This window comes from Helicobacter sp. MIT 11-5569, assembly GCF_000765695.2.
In the GTDB taxonomy this organism is placed as follows: domain Bacteria; phylum Campylobacterota; class Campylobacteria; order Campylobacterales; family Helicobacteraceae; genus Helicobacter_D.
Genome location: NZ_JRPB02000017.1, coordinates 1 through 12,020 on the forward strand (window position 1 = coordinate 1; position 12,020 = coordinate 12,020).

The following is a 12,020-nucleotide window of genomic DNA, read 5'->3' on the forward strand; positions in this document are numbered from 1 at the left end:
AGTTAAGCTCTTCTTCGCTGATGATACTGCTCTTTGCAAGAGTGGTAAAGTAGGACGGTGCGGAGATGAGAGTGTAATGTGATGTGTTGATTCTGCATTTGCTTTCTTTTATTTAATTTAAATTCAACCTGGGTAGATATAATACTTTTTCTTTTAATCTTAATAACAAAGGATTCCATAATGAGATTTAGTTTCATTAACTCGTATCTCTCTCTCTATTATTAGCTTTCTTTTTTATTATTCCCTTCCTTTACTTTCTTTCTCTTTTTTTAAGCTTTTATTCTCTTAAGGGAGATCCCTATGAGTAAAGGAAGTAAAATCCATAAAAGATTTGGTTTAAAGCTCGCACTTGCTTATAGATTAAGAAAGACTCAAAAGAGAATAGAATCTAAACCCTTTATACAGCAATTAAAAATGTTTGGATTACTTTGTAAATCAAACATTCCTAATAAGTTTGAAATCTATTCCTTATTGAGAAAGCAAAATTATTTGATGACTTCATTAGGGCATTTAGAATTTATTGCTTTATATTATAAAGACATTATAGAATGGTTAGAATCTAAAGAATATCAAGAACAATATCTTAACACTAATCACCCTTGACTTGTTACTTGGGGGAGTGGGTGGAGTTCTATGAGACAATATTTAAGTAATTTTGGAATCCAACTTTCACCTCTAGTAGAAGCTGCTGCAAAAGGTTCATATTTGAGGTTATATATTTTAATAACACTTCGCAACAGCCTTTTAGCCTTATCTCTTTGTTTAGAAGTAGCAAAGAGAGGCAAAAATTCATTTCATTAGTTTGCAACGCTTCATTGCTAGTAGTCTTTCGCGACCCTATAAGTATAGCCAAAACTTATGCAAATCATTTAGGATATTGTCGCACTAGATGCGATAAAATAACTCTTGCTTGTGATTGTTTTGATATTTTTGATTATTTTAATTACACAGGAGACTTGTCAAGCCCTCATATAAAGTCTTGGCGAAGTATTCTAAAAGGAGGTAAAATTGAATGGAGCAGTGTTTTAAATAATATCCCCAAAGAAACACAAGTATTAAGCCTTGATACGCAAGATATTATGCCAAATCGTGCGTTTTTTACATTGAAGCGACTTACTTAAGGATTTGGGAATATTCAAGGAGGAAGTCAATAAGGTAATGTTTGAAGACTTGGTAGATAGGGGTGATTTATATGGGGTTTTACCATTGACGCTTTATGTTAATAAAGCAGATGTTGGCAAAATTACACACAAAGGCAATTTTGAATTATCAAGCGTTAGCGCAGTAGATAGCATTCCCATTATTTTTACGACTTATCAATTAAATAGCGGTGAGGGGTATTTGGATATTAAAGAGGAAATTTTAGACTTTGATTCCAAATATATTATTTAGCTCTTTATATTGAGCGAAATCAATTAGAAAAGCTTAAAAAGATTCCGAGCTTTATCTAGCAACTAAGGATTATTTAAATCAATTAGTTAGAGCAATGGAGCAAAGAATCAAGATTGAGGTAGAGAAAAGGTATAGTGAAGAGGATATGTTGGAATACTTCGCCAAAAACCTAGAAGAAAGAAAAGCATTTAAGCAACTTTTAGATGAAGAGTTAGTGTGGGTAAAAGCTAATCGTCCTGATATTGTGGAATCGTGGAAATACTATCAAGAGTTTGTTAAAATGTGCGAGGAAATGGATAAAGAATAAAATGAGTGAAGCAATCCATACTAGTGTTTCTCCTAAAATTCTCTATTTAATTGGAGTGGTTTAGGAGAGAAAAGTAGCTTAATAGAATATTTAATAAATCTTCATAAAAAATTAACAAAATTATCATAGACTTTTGCACAAAAATAAAAAGGAGCTCAATAATGAAATCTAAAATTTTATCTATGGCTTTACTAGGTTCTATTTTGTTTGCAAATTCTAATACTATTCCAACGGAGGAAGTGCTTAATATCCAACCTCATGCGACACAACAAGCTGCTCCAACGCAAAATCAAGCACAACCTTCAATCCAAGATTCAAATACCGCTCCTGCACCCGCACCTACACAGAATCCACAAATGCAAAATATGCCTTATCCAAACAATGCTAGAGCAAATTATGGCGTTCCTTTACAAACCATTCTTAATAAAGTTTCACAAATGTATCCCGGTTCATTTATTACAGATGTAGATTATAAGGGTTTTGGCTATGAGATTGAAATTAATGATAATTTAGAATTATTTTTTGATATGAATGGCAATTTAATTGGGCAAAAATGGGACTAAAATACAATAAAGTTTTTAATCTTTGCAACTTTAATGTTCTAAGTGTAGTTTAGGAGGATACATTTGTTGCATTATTATCTTGCTAATCCTAAACGCACGGGTGCTTTATGCTCTAGCTCTAATCATCTTGCAGAAGTAATCACAAAGAATATAGGCATTGAGCAAGCTCTCAATATTATTGAAATTGGACCCGGAATGGGGGTTTTTACAAAAGTTATCTTGCGCAAGAATCCAAATGCTCAATTTTTTACTATTGAGATTAATCCAAAAATTGCAAATAAATTGCAAACAAGATTTCCAAACCTTGATGTTGTATTGGGTTCTGTGGAGTTTTTGCAAACTATCATGCAAGATAAGGGAATGCCTTATGCTGATGTGATTGTCTCTGGGATTCCATGGGCGCTTTTGAGTCAAGCAGACCAGAAAGCTTTTTTGCAAAACATTCATAACGCATTAAAGCCCGGTGGATATTTTGCTACTTTTGCTTATCTTTTGCCTACAATAGGTGCGCGTAGATTTCGCAAAAGAATCTATAAAGATAAATTGTTTAGTGAAATAAAAAAATCAAAAATCGTATGGGATAATATTCCTCCCGCATTTGTTTATTATTGTAAGAAATAAATTCAATATCTATTATGGCACAAGCTAATAAAATTAGCATAACTTACTATAAAAAGACAATCTCCATTCAATACTAGAATTTATGTTAAAATAAGCAAAAAAGGATTCCAATGCGTTTAATTACATTTTTACACGCTTCAAGTAAAGCTCCACAACTTGGAATCGTAAAAGAAGATTTTGTCTATCCTTTTAGCTCTGCTTTTAAAAGTGCGATTCCATGTATTTATGAGGATATGAATACTTTTATTTGTAATCACACACAAGAAATGTTGGAATCCCTAAAGAATGTGCATTTAAATGCTAAACCCTTATGCGCACTAGAGTCTGTGGAGCTGCTCGCCCCTATCCTTTATCCTAAGCAAGATGTAATTTGTCTAGGGATTAATTACCTAGAACACGCTAAGGAATCCGCGCGCTTTAAGAATGAGTCTTTTGATGAAAAAAGAGAAAATGCAGTATATTTTAGCAAACGTGTAAATGCAGCAGTAGCGACAAATGCTAAGATTCCATCACATTCTAAGCTAACAAATAAGCTAGATTATGAAGTGGAATTAGGAGTGATTATTGGAAAAGATGCGTATGAAATATCAAAAGATAAGGCTTTAGAGTATGTTTTTGGATATACAATCATCAATGATATTTCTGCACGTGATTTGCAACAAAAGCATAAGCAATGGTATATGGGAAAAAGTTTGGAGGGTAGCTTGCCAATGGGTCCTTGTATTGTCAGTGCAGATACGCTAAATCCGCAAAATTTAACGATTAAAAGTTATGTCAATGGAGAGCTAAGACAAAATTCACATACCTCTTTGATGATTTGTGATGTAGCAAGTGCAATTTGTGAATTGTCTTCTTATTGCACGCTTCAAGCTGGGACAATTCTTGCAATGGGAACTCCAAGCGGCGTTGGAATGGGATTTGAACCTCCTAAATTTTTAAAAAGTGGTGATGAAGTGCGCTGTGAGATAGAAGGCATTGGTGTTTTGCGCAATTGCATTACTTAGATGGAATCGCATTAATGGATTTTAAATTCATTAATTTTTCTTTCGATGTCGATAGCTTTAGATTTTAATCCATTTGCAGAGTTTGAGACATTATCCATTTCTTTAGCAATTTCTTGTAGATTGTGATTTAAGATTTTATTGTTGTCTAAAAGCTTCTGCGTATGGGATTCTAAGAGATTAGAGCTTTGCGCGGTTTCTTGCGCTAGGTTATTGACAATACGCATTTTGTCTGTAATAAGATGAATGGAATCTTGTATGTTCTGAGAACCTTCTATAAAAACAAATGAGCTTTTCGCACTTTGTGTGATTTTTGTGCTTATATCCCCGATACTTTGTGCAATTGCGTTAATTGTCATATCAATTTCGTTTAGAGATTTTTGCGTCCTTTCTGCTAAGTTTCTCACTTCATCAGCAACAACAGCAAATCCTCTTCCATGCTCACCTGCTCTTGCTGCTTCAATCGCTGCATTAAGAGCTAGTAAGTTTGTTTGGTCTGCAATATCTGTGATTGTAGTTAAAACAGTTTTTATATTTTCTGCTTCTTGATTGAGTTGGGAGAAATTTTGTGCAAGCTGTTCTTGGTCTTGTGCATTGTTAGAAACACTTTCTGAAAATTTCACAATAGAATCTACAGCATTTTCAAGTTCTTTAATGGCAATTTCTACATTTTCCATTGTAGTGGTGCTTTTTTGTGAGCTTATTTTTAGAGAAGATTCTACTTCTTGGCTAATAGTGTTTGTTTCATTAGAGAGTGCAAAGCCTTGATTTGTTTGGGTTAAAACTTTTTGTGCTCCTTGCAATAGATTTTTCGAAGTTTGGACATTTTCTTTACTTTGCGCGTTGAGCTCTGCAAAGATTCCGCGTATTAAGCTTAAGAAATCTGAAATGGTAGAGAGAATAATGCCAATCTCATCTTTACCGCCATGCATAAAATTAGGCATAGAAGCAATATCTTTAGTTTGCTTAAGTTCTATGAGATAATGTTGCATTTTTTTAATGCGTTGTGTAATGTTTTGTAAAATAAGGAATCCCAAGAGCATTGTTAAAAATGTAACAATGATAATTCCGCCAAATGTTAGCCAAAATCCAGAAGCATTGCTGCTTTTAATATCTTGAATAATTGCGATGAGTTCAGCGGCAATCTTATCTTCAAGGTTTTTAAGAAGGTCAATTTTTTTGGTGATTGTAGCAAACCAGTAGGGACCCTCTATTCCAAAGCCCCCATTATGACCATTTTTAATAGCAATATTGCGCATCGCTTGCACTTCTAAAAAGCTTTTATCTTGTTGGAGCTCTTTAAAAATTGTTTGATTTTCTTTAGAAGCATATAGCATAAAATTATTAATATAAATATCTTGTGAGATAACAAGTGCTATAAATTTTTCATAGATTCCATCAGCAAACTTATCTGCGCTAAAAGTATTGGAGAGAACTGCACGCTCTTGCCCTGCGCTTTCTTTGGCATTGAGAAAATTGATATAGGCAATTAGCCTTTTTGTCATTGTGTCATTTTTGCTAATATTGGCAACTTCAATAATCACATTAATGGAAAGTACAATTGTGCCTGTATAGTATCCTAGAATATCACTAATTTTCACATTTAAAGAATCTACGCGAGAGCGAATCTCGGAAATATTTTTAAGCTGGTTTAAGAACACATTTAAGGAATCTTGCATTGGTTGCGAGTATGTGTTTATAGGAAAAGTTGCTAAAAAATCATTTAACTCTTTAATCTTTGTATCGCTTAAATTTCTTTGCTGTTTTAGATTCTCCCCAAACGCCTTTCCTTTAGAGCCTAAAAAGCCCGCTGAAGTTCCTCTTTCTTTTTGTAATTCATGAATTACTAGAGAAATTTTTTCAGAGAGAATGACGCCCCCTTCAAGCAATTCTGCACTTTTATATTCTGCGTATTGTCCTCTAATGAAAAAAGTAGAAACCAACACTAAAGCTATCAAAGGAACTAAAACAAGCGTAAGCATTTTTGCGCGGATACTAAAATAGCTAAGGAGATTCATAGTAGTCCTTATAAAATTTACTCCATTCTATCAAAAAAAAAATAAAAATAACTTGATTTAATCAATTCGTTTTAGTTTTGTGATTCCAAATATTCCTCATAACTTCCCCTAAAATCTGTTATGATATTATCTTCTTTAAATTCAATAATGCGGTTTGCATACGCTCCGATTAGCTCTCTATCGTGGCTTATACAAATTACATTCCCATTGTATTTATATAATGCTTCCCCTAGTGCGATGATTGCTTCTAAATCTAAGTGATTTGTCGGCTCATCGAGCACTAGAAAATTCCCACCTTCTAACATTAGTTTGCTTAACATCATGCGATGTTTTTCTCCTCCACTAAGAGAATTGACACTTTTTTCTTGTTCTTCTCCATTAAAAAGCATTCTCCCTAGCGCGTTTCTAATTTCGCCAGCTTCTTTTTTCTTGTCAAATCCACGCAACCACTCATAAAGCGTTTCATCGCCTTTGACTTGCTCGGTAGTGTTTTGTGGAAAATATCCACGTTCAATTGTTGCGCCCCATTTAATCGTGCCATTTGCAGGTTTAAGATTCTCACAAATCAGCTCACAAAAGGTTGTTTTTCCGATTCCATTGCGCCCAATAAGTGCGATTTTGTCTCCGGGTAAAATTGTTAGACTAAGATTTTTTAAGACGCATAAATCTCCATAATTAAAGCTAAGCTTCTCGATATTTAAGGCTTCATTCCCAATACTGCGATTTGCTTTAAAAACAATGCTAGGGTCGCGGCGACTTGAGACTTCAAGATTCTTAATTTCAAGTTTATCGAGTTGTTTTTGACGCGAAGTGGCTTGTTTTGCTTTGCTTGCATTTGCAGAAAAACGCGCAATAAAGGATTCTAATTCCTCTTTTTCTTTGAGCTTTTTATTGCGCTCCATTTCTTGTTGTTTTGCTGCTAAAGTTGAAGCAATATACCAATCGTCATAATTTCCGCTAAACTCGCGCACACTTTTAAAGTCTAAATCCAAAATATGCGTGCAAACGCTATTTAAAAAATGTCTATCGTGGCTAATCACTACAAGTGTGCCTTCGTGGCGTTTGAGTTGCTCTTCTAAGTAGCTAATCGTCTTTAAATCAAGGTTGTTTGTCGGCTCATCTAAAAATAAAATATCCGGCTTTGGAAATAACACTTGTGCAAGCAGAATCTTAAATTTATCGCCCCCGGTAAGTGTTTGCATAAGTTCATCGTGCATTGAAGCTTTAAATCCTAAGTCTTCTAAAATCTTTTCAATTTGCACATCATATTCATAGGTTGGGTCTTCTTCGGCGCAAATCATCTCAAGTTCGCCTAAGCGTTCATTAACTGCATCATTAAAATCCCCTGCATTATAGAGCTTTTCTTTCTCTTTTATAGCATCATAAAGCCGCTTATTGCCATAAAGCACACAATCCTTAATGCTGAAATCTTCAAAAGCAAATTGATTTTGCCCAAGAACGCCTAAGCGCGCATTTGGGTCAAAGGCGATTTCCCCGCTAGTGTGTTCGATTTCTCCACTTAAAATTTTTAAAAAAGTAGATTTTCCTGCCCCATTAGCACCGATAAGCCCATAGCGTTTGCCTTTGTCAAGTTTTAAATTCACATTTTCAAAAAGTTTTTTTGTCGCATATTGCATACCAAGCCCTGTAATTTGCACCATAACTTTTCCTTAAAATTTGCTGTATTGTAGTTTTTACAAGTTTCAAAACATAATTTTATCAAAAGATAAGGTAAAATACACAATTTTTAAGGGTTTATAATGTTTTCTCTTCAATCCTCTTTCGCGCCATCAGGCGACCAGCCAGAAGCGATTAAAGCTTTAAGTGCTTTTATCCAAAAAGGCAATCAATACCAAACGCTTATTGGTGTAACAGGCAGTGGCAAAACCTTTTCAATGGCACATATTATTCAAGAATTACAAATGCCAACTTTGATTATGACGCATAACAAAACTTTAGCAGCACAGCTTTATAGCGAGTTTAAAGGCTTTTTCCCAAAAAATCATGTAGAATATTTTATCTCACACTTTGATTACTATCAGCCAGAAGCTTATATTCCGCGCCAAGATTTGTTTATTGAAAAAGATTCTAGTATTAATGCCGAGCTAGAACGTTTGCGCTTAAGTGCTACAACTTCACTTTTGGCTTATGATGATAGTATTGTGGTTGCAAGTGTTTCGGCAAATTATGGTTTGGGGAATCCCAAAGAATATTTAGAGATGATTGAAAAGTTTGAAGTGGGGCAACAATACCACCAAAAATCACTCTTATTGCGCCTTGTAGAGATGGGATATAAGCGTAATGATAACTTTTTTGACCGCGGGGATTTTCGCGTTAATGGTGAAGTGATAGATATTTACCCTGCTTATAGTGAAGATGAGGTTTTGCGTTTGGAGTTTTTTGGTGATGAGTTGGAATCTTTAAGCCTTTTGGATTCTGTGGATAAAAAGCTACTTAAAAAGTTAGAATCTTTTGTGCTGTATGCGGCAAATCCTTTTATTGTCGGAGAAGAAAGACTTAAAAGTGCGATTAAAAGCATAGAAGAAGAATTGCATTTGCGCTTGAAGTTTTTTAAAGAACAAGGCAAAATGGTGGAATACGAGCGGTTAAAGTCGCGCACAGAATTTGATTTAGAAATGATACAAGCAACAGGAATCTGCAAAGGGATTGAAAACTATGCGCGTCATTTAACAGGCAAAAAACCCGGAGAAACGCCGTATTCTTTGTTAGATTATTTTGCGCAAAAAAATAAACCTTATTTGCTTATTGTTGATGAAAGCCATGTGAGTTTGCCACAATTTGGCGGAATGTATGCGGGTGATAGAAGCCGCAAAGAAGTGTTGGTAGAATACGGATTCCGCTTGCCAAGTGCGCTAGATAATCGTCCGCTAAAATATGAAGAATTTATTATCAAAGCTCCGCATTTTGTGTTTGTTTCTGCTACACCTGCACAAAAAGAGCTAGATTTAAGTGGCGCACACACCGCTGAACAGCTTATTCGCCCAACAGGTTTGCTAGACCCAACTTATGAAGTGCTAGAAGTGGATAGGCAAGTAGAGATTCTTTATGATAGGGCAAAGGAAGTGATTGCAAGAGGTGAGCGCGTGCTTGTAACTGCGCTGACTAAAAAAATGGCAGAGGAGCTAACGAAATATTATAGCGATTTGGGGCTAAAAGTGCGCTATATGCACTCCGATATTGACGCGATTGAGCGCAACCAAATTATTCGCGCATTAAGGGCAGGGGAATTTGATATTTTAGTTGGAATCAATCTTTTGCGCGAGGGGTTAGATTTGCCCGAAGTTTCTTTGATTGCGATATTAGATGCAGATAAAGAGGGATTTTTAAGAAGTGAAACGAGTTTAATCCAAACAATGGGACGTGCTGCTAGGAATCTTAATGGGCATGTGTTGCTTTTTGCTGATAAGATTACGCCTTCTATGAAAAAGGCAATGGAGATTACGGATTATCGTAGAGCCAAACAAGAAGCCTATAATAAAAAACACCATATCACGCCACAAAGCGTTTCAAGAAAGCTTGATGAGGATTTGAAAAACCAAGATTTAGGAATCCTTTATGAAAAAGCTAAAAAAAGTAAAGATAGAATGCCAAAAGCTGAGCGAGAAAAGCTCGTCAAAGAGCTAAGCAAGAAAATGCACGAAGCGGCTAAAAAGCTAGAGTTTGAAGAAGCCGCAAGATTAAGAGATGAGATTGCAAAGATAAGGGCATTATAACTAGCGATTATCGATTTTTTCTGGATACAAATCATGATTAAGCAAGCGATATTCTGCCATTTGCTCATATTTCGTGTTTGGGATTCCATAGTTTGCGTAAGGGTCAATACTAATGCCGCCACGCGGAGTAAATTTTCCCCATACTTCTAAATAGCGTGGCTGCATAAGTTCTACTAAATCTTTAAGGATAAGATTAATGCAATCCTCATGGAATCCCCCGTGGTTGCGAAAACTAAAAAGATAGAGTTTTAACGATTTGGATTCCACCATTTTAAGCTCTGGAATATAACTAATATAAATTGTGGCGAAATCTGGTTGCCCTGTGATAGGGCAAAGGCTTGTGAATTCTGGGCAGTTAAATTTAACAAAATAATCACGCTCTTTATGTTTATTTTCAAAAGTTTCTAAAATGCTTTTATCGTATGCAAATACATATTGTGAGCTTGCGCCCAAATGTTTTAAAGATTCCATTTATACTCCTAAAATTTTTTATCTCCAACAAAGACAATTTTTATAGCAAAACATAGCACAAAATAGGAATAGAAACAAAAGAAAATAAAATCCCAAAGGCAATAGAGCTAACTGCAAGGTTGGAATCTAATTTTGCTTTGATAATCATCGCTCCTGCAAGTGCCATTGTAGGCATTCCGCATTCTAAGATAGCGAGAATATGGTTGGGGTTAAATTCCACATTGAACACTTTTAAGATTCCAATAAATAAAAAAGGCGTAAGCAATGTTTTACACAAAATCACAATAATTGTGGGTTTATAAGCACTTCTAATCGCACCAAATCCAAGCCCAAGTCCAATAGCAAATAATGCTACGGCTGTGGTTGCTCCACCAAGAGCTCGGATAGGACCAAAGATAAAATCAGGCAACGCAACAACTTTAGCACAGAATCCAAGAACTAGCGCGATAAAAGGCGGGAAAATAACAATGCGCTTGACATTTGCAAAAAGGCTAATAGGTTGGTTGCTACCAAGAGATAATACAAAAGGGGCAATCAGCGAAAAGGGCAAGGCAGTTGCCAAAGCATCATAGAAAACGACTTTGCCGATAAAGCTTGCATCATAGATTCCAGTTACAATGGGGATTCCAATAAAAAGTGTATTGCCAAAGGAAGAGAGCAAAAACATACTGACAAGTGTGGCGCGCGAAAAATGGCAAAAATATCCAACAATCACCGCAAAAAATCCCCCAAGCAAGCTACACATAAGACCTGTTAGAATCATCAAAGTTAAACTTAAATCAAGATTGAGATGATAAATGCCATCAAAGATTAAACAAGGAATCGCAAAAGTAACAGCAAAATCCAAAAGCGTGCGTGATTGCTTTTGTTTCAAAACACCAATGATTTTAGCGACATATCCACCCATAAGCAAAACAAAAATCGTCCAAAGTGGATTGAAAACAAACATTCAGAACCTTTAAGAAATATAAAGCTTAAAATTTAAAGGCGTATTATAGTGCAAAAATATTTAGCAAAAATCAAATCTCTATATCTAATTTTCTTTTCTTAAAGAATTTTTCAAAGCTTTTAATATCTAAAGTTTCATTATTGCTTTTTTGGTTGAAAAGTAGCATAATTTGCTCTAGCTTTTGTTGGCTTTGGATAAAGTCTATTGTCTTTAAAAAATCTGCTTCTTTATAAGTTTCACTTTTGCTTGTTACTTGGATAGGTTGGAATCCCTTACCTTGCTTTGCTAGGCTTTGGTTGTATTCTTCAATTTCTTGATTTTCTTTTTGGTAGGATTCCAATCGTTCATCGTATTTGGCTTGATATTCTTTTCTTAACTCTTCCCAAGCTTTTCCAAACTCTTCTGGGCTCATTTCATTAATGCCTTTTCGTAAGAGTTCCCCCGCCTTGCCTTTGTCTAAGATATTCATTCCTAGCAAATTATCGTTTTTATTCACAAACTTTGCATATTCTGCATTGCCTCCTACTACTGCGAGGTTGATTGTTTTTTCGCCTACCATTAAGTTTGGATTCATCTTGATAAAAGCTTCTAGTTTTCCATTTTGGGTTAAGCCACCTTTGCCATCAGAATATTTTTCTAGCAAAACATCATAAAGCGATTCCTCTTTTCCATTATCTAAGAAATATTTTATATCTTTTGCTTTCTCTACGAGATTATTTTGCTCTTGTGTGGAGAGTTTAGAGAACGCATTATAAAAGCTCTTTGCGCTTCCTACCAAATCCACATTATTGTAGTAACCAAGTATCGGGAGAGAAAGCAATTCATGTTTGATTCCAAGAGAAGAATCTATTTTAACCTCTTTTGGAATCCCAGCAGCTTCATTAAAATCACTTGTGAAAAACCCCTCACTATCCACACCATAGCCTAAGATTTCTTTCACTGCTTCTTGCTTGTCTTTTGCGAA

Annotated in this window: 12 protein-coding genes and 2 pseudogenes; 9 read left to right on the forward strand and 5 right to left on the reverse strand. The window is 35.1% G+C overall.

All coding sequences use genetic code 11. From position 1 onward, the window contains the following. The first annotated feature begins 300 nt into the window (after nt 1-300). The 8 genes and pseudogenes from LS70_RS09375 (at nt 301) to LS70_RS09405 (ending at nt 3,887) form a co-directional block, all read left to right on the forward strand. On the forward strand, nt 301-603 hold the full coding sequence (locus LS70_RS09375; protein ID WP_034287596.1) for a hypothetical protein: 303 nt from the start codon (nt 301-303) through the stop codon (nt 601-603). A gap of 30 nt (nt 604-633) precedes the next feature. Then, nucleotides 634-801, forward strand: coding sequence for a hypothetical protein (locus LS70_RS09990; protein ID WP_161594715.1), 168 nt, complete (start codon nt 634-636; stop codon nt 799-801). Between the two features lie 14 nt (nt 802-815). After that, on the forward strand, nt 816-1,121 hold the full coding sequence (locus tag LS70_RS09380) for a hypothetical protein (RefSeq protein ID WP_138109437.1): 306 nt from the start codon (nt 816-818) through the stop codon (nt 1,119-1,121). 37 nt (nt 1,122-1,158) lie between these two features. Continuing rightward, on the forward strand, nt 1,159-1,392 hold the full coding sequence (locus tag LS70_RS09385) for a hypothetical protein (protein WP_034287593.1): 234 nt from the start codon (nt 1,159-1,161) through the stop codon (nt 1,390-1,392). 52 nt (nt 1,393-1,444) lie between these two features. Further along, a pseudogene (locus LS70_RS09390) lies at nt 1,445-1,699 on the forward strand (DUF2972 domain-containing protein); the annotation flags it as partial. Nucleotides 1,700-1,860: 161 nt separating this feature from the next. Further along, entirely contained in the window at nt 1,861-2,262 is a 402-nt protein-coding gene (locus LS70_RS09395) for a PepSY-like domain-containing protein (protein WP_034287589.1), read from the forward strand. A gap of 63 nt (nt 2,263-2,325) precedes the next feature. Continuing rightward, the gene (locus LS70_RS09400) at nt 2,326-2,883 is read left to right on the forward strand and encodes a class I SAM-dependent methyltransferase (RefSeq protein WP_034287587.1); all 558 of its coding nucleotides are present in this window, start codon (nt 2,326-2,328) and stop codon (nt 2,881-2,883) included. A 110-nt stretch (nt 2,884-2,993) separates the two neighbouring features. Further along, nucleotides 2,994-3,887, forward strand: a complete 894-nt coding sequence (locus LS70_RS09405) for a fumarylacetoacetate hydrolase family protein (protein WP_034287585.1) — start codon at nt 2,994-2,996, stop codon at nt 3,885-3,887. An 11-nt stretch (nt 3,888-3,898) separates the two neighbouring features. Here LS70_RS09405 and LS70_RS10390 read toward each other — a convergent pair whose 3' ends face one another. Together LS70_RS10390 and LS70_RS09415 are read right to left on the reverse strand one after the other, a co-directional pair. Beyond that, nucleotides 3,899-5,902 carry a methyl-accepting chemotaxis protein gene (locus LS70_RS10390; protein ID WP_034287582.1) on the reverse strand — a complete coding sequence of 668 codons (2,004 nt, stop codon included), beginning with the start codon at nt 5,900-5,902 and terminating at the stop codon, nt 3,899-3,901. A 71-nt stretch (nt 5,903-5,973) separates the two neighbouring features. Continuing rightward, nucleotides 5,974-7,563 carry an ABC-F family ATP-binding cassette domain-containing protein gene (locus LS70_RS09415; protein ID WP_034287580.1) on the reverse strand — a complete coding sequence of 530 codons (1,590 nt, stop codon included), beginning with the start codon at nt 7,561-7,563 and terminating at the stop codon, nt 5,974-5,976. A 99-nt stretch (nt 7,564-7,662) separates the two neighbouring features. Here LS70_RS09415 and uvrB point away from each other — a divergent pair, with 99 nt between their 5' ends. Next, nucleotides 7,663-9,636 (forward strand): excinuclease ABC subunit UvrB, encoded by a 1,974-nt coding sequence (gene uvrB, locus LS70_RS09420; protein WP_034287578.1) that lies wholly within the window; start codon nt 7,663-7,665, stop codon nt 9,634-9,636. On the opposite strand, the gene queF is transcribed toward uvrB, so the two are convergent. The 3 genes and pseudogenes from queF to LS70_RS09435 form a co-directional block, all read right to left on the reverse strand. Further along, nucleotides 9,637-10,107 carry a preQ(1) synthase gene (queF, locus tag LS70_RS09425; RefSeq protein WP_034287576.1) on the reverse strand — a complete coding sequence of 157 codons (471 nt, stop codon included), beginning with the start codon at nt 10,105-10,107 and terminating at the stop codon, nt 9,637-9,639. A 40-nt stretch (nt 10,108-10,147) separates the two neighbouring features. Next, nucleotides 10,148-11,056, reverse strand: coding sequence for an AEC family transporter (locus tag LS70_RS09430; RefSeq protein WP_034287574.1), 909 nt, complete (start codon nt 11,054-11,056; stop codon nt 10,148-10,150). Nucleotides 11,057-11,126: 70 nt separating this feature from the next. Beyond that, nucleotides 11,127-12,020: pseudogene (locus tag LS70_RS09435) on the reverse strand (hypothetical protein); the annotation flags it as partial.

Excerpts from the sequence above, each read along its gene's own strand:
- LS70_RS09385 (WP_034287593.1), top strand. The coding sequence starts at position 1,159 with ATGTTTGAAGACTTGGTAGATAGGGGTGATTTATATGGGGTTTTACCA.
- LS70_RS09430 (WP_034287574.1), bottom strand. The coding sequence starts at position 11,056 with ATGTTTGTTTTCAATCCACTTTGGACGATTTTTGTTTTGCTTATGGGT.
- LS70_RS09415 (WP_034287580.1), bottom strand. The coding sequence starts at position 7,563 with ATGGTGCAAATTACAGGGCTTGGTATGCAATATGCGACAAAAAAACTT.
- LS70_RS10390 (WP_034287582.1), bottom strand. The coding sequence starts at position 5,902 with ATGAATCTCCTTAGCTATTTTAGTATCCGCGCAAAAATGCTTACGCTT.
- LS70_RS09405 (WP_034287585.1), top strand. The coding sequence starts at position 2,994 with ATGCGTTTAATTACATTTTTACACGCTTCAAGTAAAGCTCCACAACTT.
- LS70_RS09375 (WP_034287596.1), top strand. The coding sequence starts at position 301 with ATGAGTAAAGGAAGTAAAATCCATAAAAGATTTGGTTTAAAGCTCGCA.
- LS70_RS09395 (WP_034287589.1), top strand. The coding sequence starts at position 1,861 with ATGAAATCTAAAATTTTATCTATGGCTTTACTAGGTTCTATTTTGTTT.
- uvrB (WP_034287578.1), top strand. The coding sequence starts at position 7,663 with ATGTTTTCTCTTCAATCCTCTTTCGCGCCATCAGGCGACCAGCCAGAA.
- queF (WP_034287576.1), bottom strand. The coding sequence starts at position 10,107 with ATGGAATCTTTAAAACATTTGGGCGCAAGCTCACAATATGTATTTGCA.
- LS70_RS09990 (WP_161594715.1), top strand. The coding sequence starts at position 634 with ATGAGACAATATTTAAGTAATTTTGGAATCCAACTTTCACCTCTAGTA.